The organism is Acinetobacter sp. UNC436CL71CviS28 (genome assembly GCF_000620525.1).
GTDB lineage: Bacteria > Pseudomonadota > Gammaproteobacteria > Pseudomonadales > Moraxellaceae > Acinetobacter > Acinetobacter radioresistens.
The window spans coordinates 61287-80189 of record NZ_JIBB01000014.1 but is presented as its reverse complement, the minus strand read 5'-3'; the positions used below and the strand labels follow the sequence as shown (position 1 = coordinate 80189).

Sequence of the window (18903 nt, the reverse complement as noted above, 5' to 3'; positions counted from 1 at the left end):
TTCTGTGACCACGTCTACGTCTAGCGAAGGTGTTATCAGAAGCATATCGAGCTTGATAAACGTCATTGATGCTATTTCTTTTAAGCTCACGATAGATCGTACTAGGATGTCTTTTAATGAGTTCAGCAAATTTTCTGGCTGAAAAGCCTTCTTTTCTTGACTCAAGCATTAATGCAGTACGATCTTCAAAGTTAAGATGATGGTATGACAATTTTATATACTCCATAAACCCTTTAAATTAATTAGGTGGTTTATGTCGCACTTCAAGTTTTACTCTGCCAAGATTTAGGCATAGATGTATATTTCTGTGACCCACATTCACCCTGGCAAAAAGGCACATGCGAAAATATGAATGGTTTAATTAGGCAATATTTACCTAAAGGGATTGATTTAAATCAGGCAGATCAGCATTATTTAAATCAAGTTGCCATGTCACTGAATACTCGTCCTAGAAAAGCGTTAGATTGGCTTACACCATTAGAGAAATTTGCTCAGCTTGTTGATTATCATAAGACTTTTCAAACTGTCGCACCTCATGTTTGAATTCGCCTTTTAATATAAATTGCATTAATATATTACTATAGTTTTTCCATAAGGTTAAACCTAGTATATTGATTGCCAAGGCAATAAAAAATGCTCCTAACATATCCAAAGGAAAATGTACTCCAAGATATATTCTAGACCAAGCAACCAGCCAAGCTAATCCAATCAGTCCTAGACCAATAATACGTTGTTTAGAGAAAAAGTATGAAAAGGCAATTGTACTAAAAATGAGCATATGATCGCTTGGAAATGAGCCATTAGGCACATGAAAGATAATTGTTCTTCCCACTTCCATTACAAAGGGGCGCGGATGATAAAAAAGCTGAGAAATAATCTGGCTGATTGCAATGGCAATACTGGTGAAAATAAAAGCTTTAAATATTTGTTTTTTATTAGCAAAATTTCCTTTAAACCATAAAACCAGAAATATTACTAGCATAATATAGAGCAAGTCATTAGCAATAAAGATGGCCACATTAATACTCAAATCAGTTGCATTCTCAGACGCATTAATTAATTTGAATAAATTTAAGTTAAAGGTTTCCAAAGACATAAGCTGGGCATATATAAAATTATTACGGTCATGATACTGACATATTTAATAAATAAAGAAAGGAGCACTAACTAGATTTATGTATAAAAATTTAAACCTCATCAGCTTGCAAGATTTAAACTAATCTAACCAAATGTGTCTCAAAACCATACATTCTCGTGCTCTAATTTAGTTATTGTTCAATTAACTCATTATTTATTAAGATTTTTTATCATATAGGTAGGCAAAAATTAAAATGGATTTTGCAGATATCTTTATACGAGATACGTCTTGGAAATTTATTTTAGAAATCATCATTCGCTGCGTAGTGATGTATCTAATTATTATTATATTCCTGCGGTTATCAGGCAAACGTGGCATACGGCAACTCTCAATCTTTGAAGTTGCAATAATCTTGTGTTTGGGTTCGGCAGCTGGTGATCCGATGTTTATGGAGGAACTGCCGATTATACAAACGTTTACAGTAGTCGTTACTATTCTACTGCTATATCGGATTACGACTTGGAGTATGGTAAAAAATAAAAAAATAGAAGCATTGCTAGAAGGCTTACCCCTTTGTGTAGTAGAAGATGGCAAACTAGTTTTTAAGGATTTGGAAAAAGAGACTTTCTCTCATGATGAATTTTTTGCCGAAATGCGCCAGCAGAATGTAGAACATTTAGGTCAGATCAGAACTGCCCTATTAGAATCAGATGGAGCATTAAGCTTACTTTTCTTTGAGAAGAAGGATATAAAATGGGGACTTCCAATTTTTCCAAAGGCTTATCAAAAAGCTACACTTCTTAAAGAAAATACTTTTTACTCTTGCATGAAATGCGGAGAAACCAGAATGTTGACCAAGATAGATCAGAGTTGTCCACGTTGTCACCATAGTGACTGGGCGGAATCTTTAAGAACGAGTCGCACGTCAGTTTAATATTTTAAAGTAAAGTTGGTTGTATAAAAAAACCCATCAAAAGATGGGTTTTTATTATTTAAGGCAGACGAGCTATTACACTAAAGTAATGTTGCTTGCTTGAGGGCCTTTTTTACCGTCAACTACAGTAAATTGCACTTGCTGGCCTTCATATAAAGTTTTGAAACCCTGGTTAGTGATTTCGCTATAGTGAGCAAATACATCTGGACCTGATTCTTGTTGAATAAAGCCAAAACCTTTAGTCTCGTTGAACCACTTCACTGTACCTTTTACGACATTAGACATAATATAATCCTGAATTTTTAAATAAATAGAGTCTTTAACTCTTAGGATAACTTGAAAATAATATATGAGACTAAAATCTGATAAAGACGAAGGATTTAATAAAAAACTGCGAGCTGAGAGATTATTGAAACAAAACTATATTTCTAGTTATGCGGCAATTATACAGGTTTCCTTTAGATTAGCAACCCATATTTTAAAAATAAAAAAACCCAATCATAGAAGACTGGGCTATAAACCTTAAATTTTTATTGGTAGCGGGAGCTGGATTTGAACCAACGACCTTCGGGTTATGAGCCCGACGAGCTACCAGACTGCTCCATCCCGCATCAATGAGTTAGCTTTATACGCCTTAAATTGGTATAGGTCAATTTATATTTTAATTATTATAAAATATCGTAGGTTTATTTGACTTTTATACTTTTTTCCACACCTTGTCTTCTTGACTCGCTGCAAGTGTAAAAGTAAAGCCATCGTCTGTACTGACTAGATAAATATCAGAAGTACGATAGACTACTTTCAGGACAGTGCCCAGCTCTAACAGTATAGGCTCGCACCCTTCCTTTTCAAGTTTTAAAGAATCCACAAGCTGAACTAATCCACTTTCCATTTTATCATCTCTTTTCAATGAAAAATCACTTAATAAGTGTATCTATAGACACCATTTTAAGCGAATTAATTTTAAATTTCTCTGTTTGACTTCATTTTTCAGTTTGGTTCTAAATAAGGATAAGGGTTAATTGCTCCCTGCCCATTTATATAAATTCCATAATGTAAATGTGGCGGTGTTCCGCGCGCATTCCCTGTATTTCCCACATAGCCAATCACTTCACCTGCTTCGATCCAATCCCCCGCAGTGATATTTTCAGCATAATTCTCTAAATGGGCATAATAATGATGAGTTAAATCAGGACCAGTTACCCAGACTACCTGTCCACCAAGATTGTTAGTACCCACCTGCCTAACTATACCTTCAGTTGTACTAAGCACAGGTGTCCCCCGTTTAGCGAATATATCGATTCCTTCATGTTTTCTACCTTCACTTCGAGCAGCTCCCCAAGTATCTTGCAGTTGTTTCCTTGTTACCCCTTCTACAGGCACAGGAAGTTGGCCAGATAACTTTTTGTTCATGAGCTGACTATAAAGAAAAGGATAACGAAAACCAGCGGACTCTCCAGAGGCAGGTGGCTGGCATCCGGAAATCAGCCCTAAACTAGCGATTAATATAAGTATACTTAAACAGGGTATATATTTTCTCATATATCTACAAAAAGTTAGTTTGTACAAGCTTTTTTTGGATGAAAATCAATATGATTCAAGATATATTTCCTTATTTTTTTATCTGTATTTAAGAGTTCTATTAAAGCTTTTTTAAACTCAATAGGCGCCTGCTCAGTGTCAAGATCAGGAATAATCGCTTGCTGTCCTCCTACGCCATCAAAACAAAAAATATTAAGCTTAGAGAGTATTCTATGATCATATTCCAAGTCTGCTTCAAAAGTGTAAATAATCTTTAGCTTGAAGCCTGTTTTTTCAAAATGACAATAACATTCTCTTACTCCATGAGGTACCAGACTCATATCAATAATGGCTTTATCACCGATATGAATACCTAAATAGATATTTTCATATTTAAAAAATTTATTGGTTTTTTTTACGCCTATCCATCCAGTACGTTCCGGATCGATCAGCAGATCAAGTATTTCTTTAAATTTCATGATATTCCCTATAAGCAGAGAAGGGATATATATTTTTGATGTTTTTATATCAACTAAGTACTCTTGTTTGGTCTACTAATCTTTAATATGAGTATAATTTGTTCTTTTCATGTTTCAGTTACTACAAATTTAAAGATTGCAGCGATGAAAATTTATATTTACCTTCTTAAAACTATTAATAATTTTTTCAGTAATAGAAGTTAAAAGGCAACATTACTGTTGCCTTATACAATTTCAATTTAATGCAATTACTTTAACAATAATAACTTGTGATTCTTCAAAATCATCAAAAATTTGTTTACGGCTGAGCTCTTTAGACTTTACACAAAAGTCATGATTCTGATAGTTAATAATTTTTGGAATCTGGTCAAAATACTGGCTCCCCACATCTAGTTCTTCTTCAAATAACGGCGTGCCTAATTGATACTCCTTACTTTTTAACACAATGTACTTTACTATTGTTTTCATAAAAGGCCTGTCTTCTTTACACACTTTATTTTTAGTTTTAACAGGTTTTCTTCCTTTAAGAAATGCATCTTTAGTAGTTAGTGCCTGTTAAAGCAACAACTAAGCTATAAAACCCAACAGAATCCTTTAAAGGTCATTAAAAAGACTTTATGATTCAAGTTCTACGACCTAAATTACTCAATTAAAGCCAGTTTCCTTTAATGTGGAATCAGGTGGTTTTTCAGATATAGTAATTAAGAATAAATAAGAACTAGAGCTATAAGCATGGTCATAATTCAAAAATGTTGCGCATTACTTGAAACACAGGCATTAAAAATCGCATTTATTGAAAGTGCCAGCTCTGGCTATCTGGCCAGTCAGTTTTCTATTTTTAAAAATAGCGGCGCAGATATCCTGTTAGGAGGATTAGTCAGTTATGACCCAAGTATCAAGATTGAAGTTTTAAAAGTTGATTCTATGCTTATTGAACAATACACAGCTGAATCGGCAGAAGTTACAGCTGCCATGGCAATCCAAGGTCATAAATTATTTAAAGGCGCCAATATAATTATTGCTTGTACAGGACTTCTAAAACCAGGCGGTAGTGCTTCATCTGAAAAACCGGTGGGTACATTTTTTATTGCAATTTCTGATCACAATCATCTTTATGAGTTTAAATACTTTCTGGAAGGTACGCCAACAGCAAAATTGAACCAACTTACCCAGCTGGTTGCTCAAGAGATCATACAAATCATTCAACGATAAAAAAGCCCCGTAATTGGGGCTCTTTATTTAAAGTTTATGGGGCAATTGGTTTAAAGGGAGGGATCACATCTGCATTTTGTGCACGATGTCTGAGATAGTGATCCATTAGCACAATAGCTAGCATTGCTTCTGCAATTGGTGTTGCACGTACGCCCACACATGGGTCATGGCGACCCTTGGTCAGCACATCGGTATCTTCACGGTTCAGATTGATCGTTTTACCTGGCGTCGTAATACTGGCGGTAGGTTTTAGTGCGATTGCTACCCGGATATGCTGGCCGCTAGAAATCCCGCCTAAAATTCCGCCTGCATGGTTTGCCAGAAATCCTTCTGTAGTCAGTTCATCACGAGTCTCGTGCCCAAACTGTCCAGCTACGGCAAAACCATCACCAATTTCAACACCTTTTACAGCATTAATACTCATCATGGCATGGGCAATATCTGCATCTAAACGGTCAAATACTGGTTCCCCCCAGCCTACCGGAACGTTCTCAGCAATAATTTCCAATTTCGCCCCACAACTGGTTCCCTGTTCACGTAAAGAGGTTACCAGCGCCTCGAAACGTGGAACTGCTTCTATGTCACCACAAAAAAACGGATTATTAGCAACTTCATTCCAGTCCAGTTTTTCAGCTTTTTCATGCCCAATCTGGGTTACATGGCCACGGATCACAATACCAAATTTTTCTGCCAAGTATTTTTTGGCAATTGCACCGGCAGCCACACGCATTGCTGTTTCGCGTGCGCTAGAACGCCCACCGCCCCGATAATCTCGAAAACCATACTTATGAGTATAAGTATAATCGGCATGACCAGGACGAAAAGTTTGAGCAATGTTGCCATAGTCTTTAGACTTCTGGTCAGTGTTACGGATCAGCAAACCAATCGATGTACCTGTTGTTTTACCCTCAAAGACGCCCGAAACAATTTCAACCTGATCAGGCTCTTTACGTTGGGTGGCAAACTTTGAAGTTCCTGGCTTACGGCGGTCGAGATCTTTTTGCAAATCTGCTTCACATAGCTCAATACCTGGAGGCACACCATCTATAATTGCCATGAGGCCAACTCCATGGGACTCACCACAGGTGGTTACACGAAAGAGTTGCCCAATACTATTACCCGCCATGCTTCATCTTCCTTATACTTCAACAGATTCTTGAAACAGTTGCTGATAGCGACGGCACTGCTCGGCAGTCAGTGCAAAAATACCTGAGCCGCCTTTTTTAAACTCGAGCCAGTGGAAATCTACCGTATTAAAATTCTGCTTCATTGCCCATTCTGAGTTCCCCACTTCAATCACAATCAGACCATCTTCAGTCAGATAATCTGCAGCCTGAGACAGCATCTTACGGACCAGGTCCAAGCCGTCCTGACCGGCAGCCAAGGCAAGCTCAGGTTCATGCAGAAACTCTTCAGGCAGGTCAGCCATGTCCTCAGCATCAACATATGGCGGATTAGAAACAATCAGGTCATATTGATTTTCTGCTGGAATTTTTGAGAAAAGATCCGATTCCATCAAGGCAACCTGATATTGCATATTATGGTGCTCAGTGTTAATGGCAGCCACTTCAAGTGCTTCTTTGGAAATATCGGTTGCATCAACCTCTGCTTCAGAGAACGCATAAGCCAGTGCGATGGCAATGCAACCAGAACCTGTGCACATATCTAAAATACGCCGCGGCGTTTGCGGATCTGAATTTACTGGAAGATTATTATGAGCTTCCCGTAACTGGCCGTGTTCATCAAGACAATATGGAGCAAAGCGGTTCTCAATCAATTCTGCAATCGGTGAACGTGGAATTAAGACCCGTTCATCAACATAAAAAGGTTTATTAAAAAAATAAGCCAGATTTAACAAGTATGAAGTAGGAATACGCTCATTAACACGACGCGCCAGCAGATTTAAAAACTCTTCTTTTTCACTTGGTAAAAGTTTTGCATCCAGGATTTCAGGATTGGCTGCCCATTCTAGAGAGAGCGTTTGTAATACCAATGCTGAACTTTCTGCAAAATAATCTTCAGTCCCCTGTCCCAGATGTGCATCATATTGACGCAGGGCAGAGACACCAAAACGAATGAAATCACGAATTGTTGTTAAATTTTCGGCAGCTTCCTGTAAATGTTCAGGGCTAATGGTCGATCGCTCCACTCAGGGCTCTCCAAGTTCAACTTTTCAAAAATGGCCTTATGATACCGTTTTTTGCAGGCTTTTATAATGCTTGTCTCAGTAAAAGCGGTATTTTTGGGAGGCTATTTTTATCTGTTATAGAAGTATAGCTTAAGGAATATATCTGGTCCCATAGTAGTTAGCCTGCTCAATCACCTGCGCCAATATACAACGTGATTGTTGTAGACGACCAAACTGATTATCCATAGCTGTATAACATTGGCTTTGAACACGGCGCTCCCAAAGCTCATATTGCTGGATCACATTTGCCTGGTGCTGACCACTTACCTTGTAATAGTCACGATAACTTTTCTTTAATCGTTTTTTATGTTGCTTTAACTCCTGATCGACGCACTTCTGCAATACTTCAGTTTGTCCATACGCATGGTTTATACAGCGCGTATAAGTTTCAGAGTAACCTTGCTGAGCAATGGCAGCTGCCTGAGCTGAAATCAAGATAAGTCCTGACCCTAATATTAATCGCATCTTTGTTCCCCAAACTAAATACCAGTTGCAACGCTTAGTTTTGATTTTTCATAAAATTCTTTAAGTTCGATATAAAAATTTAAAAATATATCGGGAAATTCTGCTTTTGCAATTTATCACTCTCCATATTGAATCTTAAAGAACTGTCCTCATATTTTATTATACGTTCTTCTGTTATATTTCTACCATGAGTTACAAGCATAATAATTTACTGGCTATGCGTCAGTCCTACTGGAATGACGAGCAGTCGGTCAAAGTCCAACATGAAAAACTGTTCTTTCAGCAAGTTTTGGCTGAATATCATGTATTTACAGAGCCCAATTTAGAAGATGCACGTTATTTTTTCTTTACTTTACCCAGTATAATCATTGTAAAAGGTTATGCTTTAGGGTTTATGCATGAGAGTGTAAAAGCTTTGATCATACAGCATTTGATACGTAATAAAACTTTACTGAACCAGCGCCATCCCCTAAAAGTTCAATATCGATAATTGCTCTACTTTTGAAATAGAGTGCCAGATTTACTTTTTCATTGAATATCATTATATAAGTATATGCTTAGGCTATTTAGTGACTTAAGTATGTTTTGTTCCGCTATTAGCATTTTTTAACTCTCCGTTCCTTAAGTCCAACTGTTTTAATACGCGGATAACGGTTAATATTGGTTAAAATTGCTCATCAGGCCGACTCCTAAAGGATTTTACTTTCATGACACATCAAAACGATAAGCTTAAGAATTTAAAAACTTCCTCTATGGACCGACGCTTATCGATTGCGAAAGCCTCATTACTTGCTGGTACCCGCTGGGCAACAGCTAATGCCGGCTCCTTCTTTGCCAGTGATGAAGAAAAAGAAAAGAAACGTAAAAAAGCCATGACAGATCAGGCGAACTATCTGGTTTCTGAAATTGGCAAGCTAAAGGGATCAATTGTTAAAATTGGCCAAATGATGGCACTTTATGGTGAACACTTTTTGCCTGAAGAGATTACACAGGCTTTAAATACCTTAAATAACCAGACTGTTGCTTTAGCTTGGCCTGCTATTAAAGCCCATCTTCAAGACCAATTAGGCTCTAAATTGGATCAGCTTACGATTGACCATGAGCCTATAGGTACAGCCTCATTAGCTCAGGTGCATCGGGCAATAAGAAAATCTGATGGTCAAGAGCTGGTATTAAAAATTCAGTATCCCGGAGTGGCTGACGCGATTGACTCGGATATGAGCCTTTTTAAAAACATGCTTAAACTGACCCGGATGGTACCGCAAACCCGTGAATTTGATCAGTGGTTTGATGAAGTCCGGGACATGATGCATCGCGAAGTAAATTACAGTATAGAAGCGGCTACCACTCAGCGCTTTGCTGAGCGGCTTAAAGATGATCCACGTTATATTGTTCCTCAAATTGTAGATGAGTTTTGTGCTCCCCAAGTCCTTTGCATGACATTTGAACGTGGTGTACCCATTAACAGCCCAGTTATGCTGTCATTACCCCAAGAGCGTCGTAACAGACTGGGTGAAGCTTCGCTAGAAATTGCAGTACGTGAAATTTTTGAATGGGGCGAGATGCAGACTGATCCAAATTTTGGAAACTATCTGGTCCGTCTCGGCAATGGCGCAGATATTGCAGACAAGATTATTTTACTCGATTTTGGGGCAATTCGGCAGTTTGATGAGCACCTGCTAAGTGTAGCGCGCAATCTGATCCAGGCAGGTTATAACCATGACTCGACAGCTATGGTAGAGGCGATGACAGGTTATGAGTTTTTTGACTCTATTCCACAAAGTATCAAACCTGATATGGCAAAAGTTTTTCTGCTGGCTACAGAAGCCTTCAGCAGTACAGAAAATAATCCTGACTTACCACCAGATGTTATGGATGAGCAGGAACGTTATGACTGGAAGAAAAGCCAGCTTCATGCACGCGTAATGCAACAGGCATCAAGATCAATGGCATCACGCTATTTTAGCGTACCGCCAAAAGAGTTTATGTTTATCAGCCGTAAATTTATCGGGGCCTATACCTTTATGACTGTGATTAATGCTAAAACCAATGTGCGCAAAATGATTCGTGACCACCTTTAAATACAGCCGGCCGGATGACTTCATGTCAATCCGGTCAATTCTTTGCTTTTTTCACCATAAAATCTATAAAAATAAATAATAAATTTCAAATATTTAATTTTTAAATACTATAATCATTATACTCTAATAGAGCCAATCAACTTCTGTCATATCTGACATGGTGTTTTATCATAAGCTATGTCAGCATATCCCGCATAACGATAAAAAACTGCTGGAAAATATATGACAAAAATGATGAATAAAGCACAAGGGCTAGGCCTATCACTGATTACCCGAATTGCAGGTAGTGAAGTAATTGATCAGTTTAACTTGAGAAAGCTCATTGAAAAGTCACTTTACCAAGGCTCTAAAGCTGGTTTTAAAAGTTTAAGCCAATCACAAAAGTTTTTTAAAAGTCAGTCACTAAAAAAACAGCGCTTATCACCTCAAGGAAAAAACCTGTTTGATTTAAACTTGAGTGAAGAACAACAGATGCTCGTTGAAAGTATGCACCAATTTGCACAGGAGATACTTTACCCTCTGGCAGCCCGCGCTGATCATAATGAGACTTTTCCTCAAGAAATCTGGCAACACGCGAAAGACCTAGGACTTAATGAATATGCTTTGCCTGAAGCACTTGGAGGAGTAGCAGACCATTTAAATATTGTTAGCAATATTCTGATTACAGAACAGCTTGGTCGAGGAGATTTCAGTCTGGCTGCTGGGCTACTTTCTGGTTTTAGTGCAATTAATGCCTTGAGTCGCTGGGGTTCTGAACAGGTTCAGGCTAAATACCTGACCGCTTTTAACCACCTCAATGATCTTAAGGCTACTTTTGCAACTCAAGAAAACTCTTCGGCGTTTAACCCTTTTCAGCTAGATACTCAGGCTGTTTTTAAAGATCAGCAGTTTTATATTACTGGAGAAAAAACCTTGGTCCTCTTAGGTGAAACCGCTGATCTGCTCCTTGTGAGTGCTGACTATAATGGACAAGCTGATGTATTCGTAGCAATACGCGATAGTACGGTAAGTTATAAAAAATGTCCTGCCATGGGACTTAAAGCCTGTGAAACTGTCACATTAAAGTTTAATCAAACTCCTGCTGAGCGGCTGGGAGATGAAGACTTTGACTATAGCGCTTTTCTAGATTTAGGCCAGCTGATGTGGTGCGCACTGGCTATCGGCACTTGTGAGGCTGTAAAAAATTACTGTGTTCGTTATGCAAATGAGCGTATGGCATTTGGTGAGCCTATTTCGCATCGTCAGAGTATCGCTTTTATAATTGCAGATATGGCCATTGAGATTGAGGCAATGCGCATGATGCTCTGGAATGCCGCCAGCCTTGCAGAAGCAGGAGAACCCTTTCACCGGGAGGCTTATCTGGCAAAGCTTTTATGTGCAGAAAAATCCATGAAAATTGGTACTGATGGTGTACAGATTTTAGGAGGCCACGGTTTTACCAAGGAATATCCGGTAGAGCGCTGGTATCGGGACTTGCGAGCCACAGCGATTTTGTATTCTGGCTTACACGCTTAAATCAGCCCATTATTATAAAAAAGGTTAAAAAATGAATTTGCAGAATCCAAAAAAGTATAAGCTGATGGTACAGCAAGCTCGAGAGGTTGCTTTACATGTATTACGTCCTATTTCTCGTAAGTATGACAAAGCTGAACACAGCTACCCTAAAGAACTGGATATGATTGCCTCTCTCATCGATGGAATGAATGAAGGGGGCGAAGGACTGAATGCAGGTGCAGCAGTCGGAAAACGTGGCGCCGACATACAGGGTAATAAAAATGGTGTAAATATGTCCACAGCTCTGGGCATTATGGAAATGTGTTACGGCGATACAGGACTATTGCTCAGTATGCCTCGTCAGGGTTTGGGAAATTCTGCCATCGCAGCAGTGGCCAATGACTCACAGTTAGAACGCTTTAAAGGGATGTGGGCTGCAATGGCAATTACCGAACCGGACTGTGGTTCTGACTCTGCAGCAATCCGAACTACAGCAATTAAAGACGGAACAGATTATATACTGAACGGTGAAAAAATCTTTGTAACATCAGGCCAGCGTGCTGATTCAATTGTAGTTTGGGCTACGCTTGACCCTAAGCTCGGCCGTGCAGCAATCAAATCTTTTGTGGTACCGAAAGGTACAGCGGGTATGAAAGTAGAACGACTAGAGCATAAATTAGGAATAAAAGCTTCAGATACAGCGGCTTTCAGTTTTATTAATTGCCGTGTACCAGCTGAAAACTTACTTGGAAATCCGGATATTGATATAGCGAAAGGTTTTGCTGGAGTGATGGAAACTTTTGACAATACACGTCCGCTGGTGGCTGCTATGGCAGTAGGTTGTGCCCGGGCTTCTCTGGAACGTATCAAGGAAATTTTTAAAGAACAGCTTGACCAGAACTATGCTACACCTTATTTACAAACTTCATATCTCGCTGCACAGATTTATAGAATGGAGGCGGAGTGGGAAGCAGCACGTTTACTCACATTAAAAGCTGCCTGGATGGCAGACAACAAGAAACCGAATTCAAAAGAAGCATCAATTGCCAAAGCTAAAGCAGGTCGAATTGGTAATGAAATTACACTAAAATGTGTAGAGCTTGCAGGTAGCGTAGGTTATGGGGAAGACGAACTGTTAGAAAAATGGGCACGTGACTCAAAGATTCTGGATATTTTTGAAGGTACTCAGCAGATTCAACAGCTGATTATTGCCCGGCGCGAGTTAGGAAAAACTTCCAGCGAACTTAAATAGCAAAGATCCGCTTATAGAGAGACAGACTTACAACTAACTGATTTTTTGTTATAACAGTCTGTCTTCTTTTTAAGTTCTGACTAATTCCAATATGTTTAATTTAAGACTTATTCAATCTAAAGATAATCCATCTATTGCCCAAATTATCCGTACTGTCTCTCAGGAATTCGGCCTTGCCAGTGATGCAGGTTTTGCAGTCTCCGATCCCATCTTGGATGATCTATATCAGATTTATCAAGAACCCAACAGTCGCTATTGGATAGTAGAGAGCACACAGGGAAAAATAGTAGGAGGTGGCGGTATTGCACCGCTACAGGGAGATATTTCAATTCTGGAAATCCAGAAAATGTATTTTCTTCCTGAAACTCGAGGATACGGTTTGGCCAAACAGCTTTTACAACAATGTTTTGAATTTGCACAACAGCAAAACTTCCAGAAAATATATCTGGAAACAACTGCCACCTTATATCAAGCTGTCAAACTTTATGAACGACTAGGATTCGAACGTCTTGATCAGCCTTTAGGTAATACAGGACATAGTAATGCTTGTGAAATATGGATGGCGAAAAAACTGGCTTATTAATATAAAAAGCTGATCAATAAAAAAAAGCACCGAAGTGCTTTTTTTATTTTAAAGGCTATTTAATTTTAGCTTTAGATTTTAGATATTGGGTGTAATCTTCCAGCTCCTGCTGCCCACGTAACTGCTGATAGAGCTTACTTAGCTCCTGAAGCTGTTCCGGTGTTAAAGCATTAGAAGTGGTTTTATTAACATTTGCCACAGCAACCAATACCAGCTCATTAGGCAAGGCTGCTGTAGTTACAGACCACATACCTGCTTTTGGGGCTGCTACACTAAAAGCAGCACGTTCGACTTCGCGCTTTAAGCCTTGAGAACGGGTAAATGTACCAGCGCTCTGGAAAGCTACTTTATGTTTAGCTAAAACCTGTTGAGCTGGTTGAGTTTTAAATTCATCCAGCATAGTTTTAAGCTTCGCGGCAGCTAAACCAGCAGCCTTTTCGTCAATTATTTTAGTTTTAATTGCAGGAGTAGCTTGAGCTAGCGACTGAACTCCTTCAGGCTGATAGTCACGTACTTTAACCCAAACTGCTTCCCCTGTAGCAAGTTGCAGATTGCTAGTTACATTACGATCGCCATTTTTAACATCTTCATTAAAAATACGGGTTTTCACACTTGGGTCATTTAATACTGGATGACGAGTATTTAAACCAACATTTTTAACTGTTTCTATACGTGTACCTTTGATTTCTTGAGGCACCACATCAAGTGAATCGCTACTAACAACCATTTCATTTAAACTGTTTACCGTATCAGTAAACAGGTTTGCAACTTTAGACTTTTGAATTTCAGCAGCGAGATGGCTCTTTTCAGTTTCAAACGAAGGAATATTCTGCGCAAGTGTTTGTGCCTGAATAATATGATAACCATATTGGGTCTTTACGGGTTGAGATATCTGATTTGCTTTTAAACCCAGAACAGCTTTATCAAAAGCTTCAGAATAAACTCCTGTCTGGTAACTTTCAATCAGACCACCTTTCGTTTTAGAGTCCGTATCATCTGAATATTGTGCAGCTGCCTGTGCGAAATTCATCCCTCCTTGAATCTTTGCATAAACCTCGTTAGCGAGTTTCTGCGCTTGGGTTTCGTTTCGGGTATCAGAAGTTGCAATAAGAATATGCTTAACTTCACGCTGTGCATTCTTATTTTGAGCTTCGACAAAATTTGCATAAGCCTGCTGCAATTCAGCACCCGTAACAGGTGCTGCTTTAGCATTTACCTGTTCGGGTGACAAGACAATATAATCCACATCTACATGGGCGGTCTGCTTAAAACTGTTTTTATGCTTCTGATAATAGTTAGCAATGTCATGCTGGCTAACTTGAATATTCTTTTTATATTCATCTAGCGGAATGCTGGACAGGAATAATGTACGTTGCTCAGTCTGCAAGTTAGCAATCTGATTCATGTCAACTTTGCTGACCAGCGTATAATCTACAAATGTACTATTTAACATTTTTAAAGCATGGTCTTGTCGCAAGTTTGCAATCAGGCCCTGACTGGTTAGCCCGACAGAACGCAAGTAGTTTTCATATAATGTCTGAGAAAATTGTCCATTTTGCTGGAAGCTTGGCTGTTGGGCCAGCATCTGTTCAATTTGTGCATCACTTAAAGAAATACCCAGTTTTTCAGCCTGCTGTAAAATCAGATTCTGTGCAATCAGATGATCCAGTGCCGTTTGCTGAATAAAAGGCTGATTCAGCAAGGTCTCATCGCCATTTACAAAGTTTAAATATTGTTCTTTATAAGATTTAGTCAGTGACTCTAGTTCTTTTTTGGAGATCTCTTGCCCGTTTACTGTAGCAGCGACATTTTCTTTATTACCCCCGCTAAAATATCCTTCAATACCTACAAATGCTAAAGGGGTCAAAAACAAAATTAGCAGGACGATACCAAGCCAACCCTTTATGACTTTACGAAAAGATTCCATAAGTATTCCAATATTTTATTTCGAAGGGATTTTAACTGAAAAACACAAGTGAATGAATGTATAAAGCCAGGCTTTTCTTCATTTTAATAAAAAACGCGCCTTCTGGCGCGTTCTTGAGCCACAAAAGATTAAGCTACAGAATCTTTTAAGCCTTTACCTGCTTTAAAGCTAGGCACTTTGCTTGCTTTAATTTGTAATTCTTCACCAGTTTTAGGATTACGGCCAGTACGAGCCGCGCGTTCTTTCACGCCAAAAGTACCGAAACCCACTAGAGTTACAGTATCACCCTGTTTAAGCGCTTCTGTAATTGAAGCAATAGTCGCATCCAATGCCTTACCAGCATCAGTTTTAGACAATCCCCCTTTTTCTGCAATCGCATCAATTAATTCTGATTTATTCATGAAGATAACGTCCTCTTGATATCGTTTGTTTAAGAACCAAGGCTGTAGTTTAAAAGGCCATGACGCCTTTATAGCAATGCTTTAGGGGAAAACGCAATACTGAAAAATAAGATTTCGCAAAAATTAATGCTAAAAAAATGTTGAAAAATTAGGAAAGTTAAGATTCAGACTGCTTTTTCAACTCTTGTTCTTTCAATATCTGGTTTTCTTTTACTAAAACGTCAACCTTATGATGTAATTGTAATATTAACTGTTCCAGATGTTGAATATCTTTAGTAGTAGCCAGTCCGATCCTGCTTAATGAATTCTGAATACTGTGATCTATAGATTTTTCTACGCCATCCTTGATTTCATGAACCGGATTTCGAGAGGGTTCAGTTATTTTACTACCAGCTTCAGCAGAATCTGATGTCTTAGATTCCAGCTCTTCTCCAACCTTGACCAGTGAGTCAAATAATTTATTTCCTTCTTCTTCAGCACGAGAAAATGCACCCAAGCCAGCCAGCCAAATCTGTTTAGTATATTTTCTGAAATCCAGAGCAGACTTTCGGCCGCTTCTTGTACTGTTCTTGGTTCCAGGAATTTTTCTATTTAATGTTGTTTCTTCAACCAGATCCGTTTTGGTATTATCCATTTAAACAATCTCCTGAATATTTTATAAACATTATACTGCATTTAGCTACAAAAATAGCCCTATAATAACAACGCCCGGGCTTGATCGTTTGATTAAACTGTTCTACAAAGCACATTAAATCAGTAAATTATTAAGAGTATGCAGCAGTCTCAGTTCGGGTTAGAGACGGGACGCTCTATTAAATACTAAAGGATGAAGATATATGAGCGAGTCGCAACAAAGAACAAATCATCATTTGTTGCTCACCATTGTGATGATCGTACTGGAAACGGTTTTTTCTTTTGTGTTGAAGCATGATCGGGTCGTTCGCGTACACGCCAAAAAATTTGTTGAAAAGCAAATCGTACTTAAAATTAATAGTTATCTACCCTATTTTGATTTTTATGTACAGTTTAGTCCTCATGGTCTGCTTTTTGACAGCCGTGCTCCTGTAAAGCCAGTTGATTTAGAGATTAACTCTACCCTGCTAGATTTATTACGCATCATTATTTTCGGTAATCGTCGTAGTATTAAAGCCATGCGTATTGCAGGAGATCCTTTATTACGTGACGAGTTTCGTGATCTTATTTTACACTTTAGTGTACCAAAACTATTTGCTGACTGGCGTCAGTGGTTAAAAGAAGCCCCTCAAGAAGATGAAGTCATTGCGTCAAGAAAACGTATTGCCCCTCTACTTGAAAAAATTGACCAGCAGCGAGTACAAATTAACTCACTTTTGGTGGAAGTAAAATTGCATAAAAGCCGTATTCGACGTATTGAGCAAAAAAACAAATATTTAAAGCTATCTTTATTGGTTATAAGCCTGCTTTTTATTACTTTATTGATATATACTTTATGGCCAAAATAAAAATATTTTTACTTAGGTTTTAAAACATTACAATTAACCGTAAAAAAACTTGACTATTTTAGTCGGGATTCTTAAAATCTATATATCTAGTCTCAACATGTGTATCGAGTCATGCGCTTAACCACTCGCGGTCGCTACGCAGTGACTGCTCTACTTGATTTAGCTTTGCAGCCAACTGAACAAACGATCACGCTAGCAGAAATTGCTGCCCGCCAAACTATTTCAGTCGCTTACCTTGAGCAGTTATTTGCTAAATTGAAGCGTCATGGTTTAGTTTCCAGTGTTCGCGGTGCTAATGGCGGTTATCACCTTGCACGAACTGCAGATGAAATTACTGTGTTAGAAATTATTGAAGCTGTAAATGAAACTGTTGATGCAACACGCTGCGACCATAAAGGTAACTGTCAAAATGGTGCAATGTGCTTGACTCACGATTTATGGCAAGAACTCTCCCATCACATTGCCGATTATCTTGCGAAAATCACTCTGGCTGATCTTGTAGCCCGTGACAACGTACAGACCGTTGCTATTCGCCAAAACGCACCAGGTTTTGATTCAGCTCTTTTATCGGTTACAGGTATTTGACATGAAACGTCCAATTTATCTTGATTATGCAGCAACTACGCCAGTTGACCCACAGGTTGCTGAACGTATGATGGAATGCTTAACCTTTGATGGTACTTTTGGTAATGCAGCTTCTCGCTCACATGCATATGGCTGGCAGGCAGAAGAAAAAGTTGAATACGCTCGCGAGCAGGTGGCCAACCTGGTTAAAGCTGATCCACGTGAAATTGTCTGGACTTCGGGTGCAACAGAATCTGACAACCTTGCGCTCAAAGGTGTAGCTCAGTTCTATGCTTCCAAAGGCAAACACATTATTACCAGCAAAATTGAACATAAAGCTGTACTTGATACCTGCCGTGAGCTGGAAGAGCAAGGTTTTGAAGTTACTTATCTGGAACCACAGCCACAAACAGGTTTAATTACGCCTGAAATGGTTCAGGCAGCTCTTCGTCCGGATACTATTCTTGTATCTTTAATGATGGTTAACAACGAAATCGGCACCATTACTGATGTTGCTGCTATTGGTGAATTGACCCGTGCCAATAAAACCTTCTTCCATGTAGATGCTGCACAGGCAGCCGGTAAGGTTGAAATTGATCTTTCTACCATGAAAATTGATTTGATGAGTTTCTCAGCTCATAAAATCTATGGTCCTAAAGGTATGGGCGCACTTTATGTACGCCGCACTCCACGTGTACGTCTAAAGGCTCAGATGCATGGTGGTGGTCATGAGCGTGGCATGCGTTCTGGTACTCTGCCAACACATCAAATTGTTGGTATGGGCGAAGCATTCGAACTGGCAGGTAAAAACCTCCAGGCTGAACAGCAACGTCTGCGTGTATTGCGTGACAAGCTCTGGAATGGCCTGCAAGATCTTGAACAGGTTTTCTTAAATGGTCACCCGACTCAGAACGTTGCCAACTATTTAAATGTCAGCTTTAATTTCGTTGAGGGTGAATCCTTAATGATGGCACTTAAAGATGCTGCAGTTTCAAGTGGTTCGGCCTGTACTTCTGCAACCCTCGAACCATCATATGTACTGCGTGCACTAGGTTTGTCAGACGAACTTGCACATAGCTCTATCCGCTTCAGTTTCGGCAAATATACAACTGAAGAAGATATTGATCACGTATTGGAAATTACCAAAGCTGCTGTTGAGAAATTACGTGAACTTTCTCCGCTTTGGGATATGTATAAAGAAGGTATCGACCTTTCTTCAGTTGAATGGGCTGAACACTGATTT

Annotated in this window: 23 protein-coding genes, 1 tRNA gene and 1 pseudogene; 11 read left to right on the top strand and 14 right to left on the bottom strand. The window is 39.0% G+C overall.

Annotated elements, in window-relative coordinates; translation table 11 throughout:
* Nucleotides 1-169: helix-turn-helix domain-containing protein (locus N518_RS16735; protein ID WP_236761697.1), on the bottom strand; the 169-nt coding region annotated here is incomplete at its 3' end.
* 101 nt (nucleotides 170-270) lie between these two features.
* Here N518_RS16735 and N518_RS16730 point away from each other — a divergent pair.
* Nucleotides 271-543: pseudogene (locus N518_RS16730) on the top strand (IS30 family transposase); the annotation flags it as partial.
* On the opposite strand, the gene N518_RS16145 reads toward N518_RS16730, so the two are convergent.
* A complete protein-coding gene (locus tag N518_RS16145) occupies nucleotides 470-1096 on the bottom strand; it encodes an undecaprenyl-diphosphatase (protein ID WP_051531895.1) in 627 nt (208 codons plus the stop codon). The pseudogene N518_RS16730 and the gene N518_RS16145 overlap by 74 nt on opposite strands.
* Before the next feature lie 235 nt (nucleotides 1097-1331).
* Between N518_RS16145 and N518_RS0107185 the strand changes: the two genes are divergently transcribed.
* Complete coding sequence (locus N518_RS0107185) at nucleotides 1332-2012, top strand: DUF421 domain-containing protein (RefSeq protein ID WP_005025716.1); 681 nt, start codon at nucleotides 1332-1334, stop codon at nucleotides 2010-2012.
* A gap of 75 nt (nucleotides 2013-2087) precedes the next feature.
* Here the strand turns inward: N518_RS0107185 and N518_RS0107180 are convergent, their stop codons facing one another.
* The 6 genes from N518_RS0107180 to N518_RS0107150 form a co-directional block, all read right to left on the bottom strand.
* Nucleotides 2088-2297, bottom strand: coding sequence for a cold-shock protein (locus N518_RS0107180; protein WP_005014527.1), 210 nt, complete (start codon nucleotides 2295-2297; stop codon nucleotides 2088-2090).
* A 249-nt stretch (nucleotides 2298-2546) separates the two neighbouring features.
* A tRNA-Met gene (locus N518_RS0107170) sits at nucleotides 2547-2623 on the bottom strand.
* An 86-nt stretch (nucleotides 2624-2709) separates the two neighbouring features.
* Nucleotides 2710-2904 carry a hypothetical protein gene (locus N518_RS0107165; RefSeq protein ID WP_005014529.1) on the bottom strand — a complete coding sequence of 65 codons (195 nt, stop codon included), beginning with the start codon at nucleotides 2902-2904 and terminating at the stop codon, nucleotides 2710-2712.
* 98 nt (nucleotides 2905-3002) lie between these two features.
* Nucleotides 3003-3554 carry a M23 family metallopeptidase gene (locus N518_RS0107160; protein ID WP_005014531.1) on the bottom strand — a complete coding sequence of 184 codons (552 nt, stop codon included), beginning with the start codon at nucleotides 3552-3554 and terminating at the stop codon, nucleotides 3003-3005.
* 14 nt (nucleotides 3555-3568) lie between these two features.
* Nucleotides 3569-4012 carry a hypothetical protein gene (locus N518_RS0107155; RefSeq protein WP_005025711.1) on the bottom strand — a complete coding sequence of 148 codons (444 nt, stop codon included), beginning with the start codon at nucleotides 4010-4012 and terminating at the stop codon, nucleotides 3569-3571.
* A 234-nt stretch (nucleotides 4013-4246) separates the two neighbouring features.
* Complete coding sequence (locus N518_RS0107150) at nucleotides 4247-4480, bottom strand: hypothetical protein (RefSeq protein WP_005014533.1); 234 nt, start codon at nucleotides 4478-4480, stop codon at nucleotides 4247-4249.
* Between the two features lie 264 nt (nucleotides 4481-4744).
* Here N518_RS0107150 and N518_RS0107145 point away from each other — a divergent pair, with 264 nt between their 5' ends.
* Complete coding sequence (locus N518_RS0107145) at nucleotides 4745-5224, top strand: CinA family protein (RefSeq protein ID WP_005025709.1); 480 nt, start codon at nucleotides 4745-4747, stop codon at nucleotides 5222-5224.
* A gap of 34 nt (nucleotides 5225-5258) precedes the next feature.
* Here N518_RS0107145 and aroC read toward each other — a convergent pair whose 3' ends face one another.
* From aroC to N518_RS0107130, 3 genes are all read right to left on the bottom strand, one after another.
* Nucleotides 5259-6350, bottom strand: coding sequence for a chorismate synthase (gene aroC, locus N518_RS0107140; protein ID WP_005025706.1), 1092 nt, complete (start codon nucleotides 6348-6350; stop codon nucleotides 5259-5261).
* A gap of 12 nt (nucleotides 6351-6362) precedes the next feature.
* Complete coding sequence (gene prmB, locus N518_RS0107135; protein WP_017401065.1) at nucleotides 6363-7373, bottom strand: 50S ribosomal protein L3 N(5)-glutamine methyltransferase; 1011 nt, start codon at nucleotides 7371-7373, stop codon at nucleotides 6363-6365.
* A gap of 129 nt (nucleotides 7374-7502) precedes the next feature.
* The gene (locus N518_RS0107130) at nucleotides 7503-7877 is read right to left on the bottom strand and encodes a hypothetical protein (protein WP_016801264.1); all 375 of its coding nucleotides are present in this window, start codon (nucleotides 7875-7877) and stop codon (nucleotides 7503-7505) included.
* Between the two features lie 187 nt (nucleotides 7878-8064).
* Here N518_RS0107130 and N518_RS0107125 point away from each other — a divergent pair, with 187 nt between their 5' ends.
* The 5 genes from N518_RS0107125 to N518_RS0107105 all read left to right on the top strand — a co-directional run bounded on the left by N518_RS0107125 (nucleotide 8065) and on the right by N518_RS0107105 (nucleotide 13287).
* Complete coding sequence (locus N518_RS0107125; RefSeq protein WP_005025703.1) at nucleotides 8065-8367, top strand: hypothetical protein; 303 nt, start codon at nucleotides 8065-8067, stop codon at nucleotides 8365-8367.
* Nucleotides 8368-8584: 217 nt separating this feature from the next.
* Nucleotides 8585-9958 carry an ABC1 kinase family protein gene (locus tag N518_RS0107120; RefSeq protein WP_005025702.1) on the top strand — a complete coding sequence of 458 codons (1374 nt, stop codon included), beginning with the start codon at nucleotides 8585-8587 and terminating at the stop codon, nucleotides 9956-9958.
* A gap of 222 nt (nucleotides 9959-10180) precedes the next feature.
* Complete coding sequence (locus N518_RS0107115) at nucleotides 10181-11473, top strand: acyl-CoA dehydrogenase family protein (RefSeq protein ID WP_005025701.1); 1293 nt, start codon at nucleotides 10181-10183, stop codon at nucleotides 11471-11473.
* 31 nt (nucleotides 11474-11504) lie between these two features.
* Nucleotides 11505-12704: an acyl-CoA dehydrogenase family protein gene (locus N518_RS0107110; RefSeq protein ID WP_005025699.1), complete on the top strand. Its 1200-nt coding sequence runs from the start codon at nucleotides 11505-11507 to the stop codon at nucleotides 12702-12704.
* A 91-nt stretch (nucleotides 12705-12795) separates the two neighbouring features.
* The gene (locus tag N518_RS0107105) at nucleotides 12796-13287 is read left to right on the top strand and encodes a GNAT family N-acetyltransferase (protein ID WP_005025698.1); all 492 of its coding nucleotides are present in this window, start codon (nucleotides 12796-12798) and stop codon (nucleotides 13285-13287) included.
* A 55-nt stretch (nucleotides 13288-13342) separates the two neighbouring features.
* Here the strand turns inward: N518_RS0107105 and N518_RS0107100 are convergent, their stop codons facing one another.
* From N518_RS0107100 to N518_RS0107090, 3 genes are all read right to left on the bottom strand, one after another.
* Nucleotides 13343-15214, bottom strand: coding sequence for a SurA N-terminal domain-containing protein (locus N518_RS0107100; RefSeq protein ID WP_005025697.1), 1872 nt, complete (start codon nucleotides 15212-15214; stop codon nucleotides 13343-13345).
* 128 nt (nucleotides 15215-15342) lie between these two features.
* Entirely contained in the window at nucleotides 15343-15615 is a 273-nt protein-coding gene (locus tag N518_RS0107095) for an HU family DNA-binding protein (RefSeq protein WP_005014561.1), read from the bottom strand.
* 157 nt (nucleotides 15616-15772) lie between these two features.
* The gene (locus tag N518_RS0107090; RefSeq protein WP_005014562.1) at nucleotides 15773-16249 is read right to left on the bottom strand and encodes a phasin family protein; all 477 of its coding nucleotides are present in this window, start codon (nucleotides 16247-16249) and stop codon (nucleotides 15773-15775) included.
* 202 nt (nucleotides 16250-16451) lie between these two features.
* On the opposite strand from N518_RS0107090, the gene N518_RS0107085 reads away from it, so the two are divergent.
* The 3 genes from N518_RS0107085 (at nucleotide 16452) to N518_RS0107075 (ending at nucleotide 18900) form a co-directional block, all read left to right on the top strand.
* On the top strand, nucleotides 16452-17096 hold the full coding sequence (locus N518_RS0107085) for a hypothetical protein (RefSeq protein ID WP_005025696.1): 645 nt from the start codon (nucleotides 16452-16454) through the stop codon (nucleotides 17094-17096).
* Nucleotides 17097-17207: 111 nt separating this feature from the next.
* A complete protein-coding gene (locus N518_RS0107080; RefSeq protein WP_005014565.1) occupies nucleotides 17208-17681 on the top strand; it encodes an Rrf2 family transcriptional regulator in 474 nt (157 codons plus the stop codon).
* A 1-nt stretch (nucleotide 17682) separates the two neighbouring features.
* Nucleotides 17683-18900, top strand: a complete 1218-nt coding sequence (locus tag N518_RS0107075) for an IscS subfamily cysteine desulfurase (protein WP_005014567.1) — start codon at nucleotides 17683-17685, stop codon at nucleotides 18898-18900.
* Nucleotides 18901-18903: the final 3 nt, after the last annotated feature.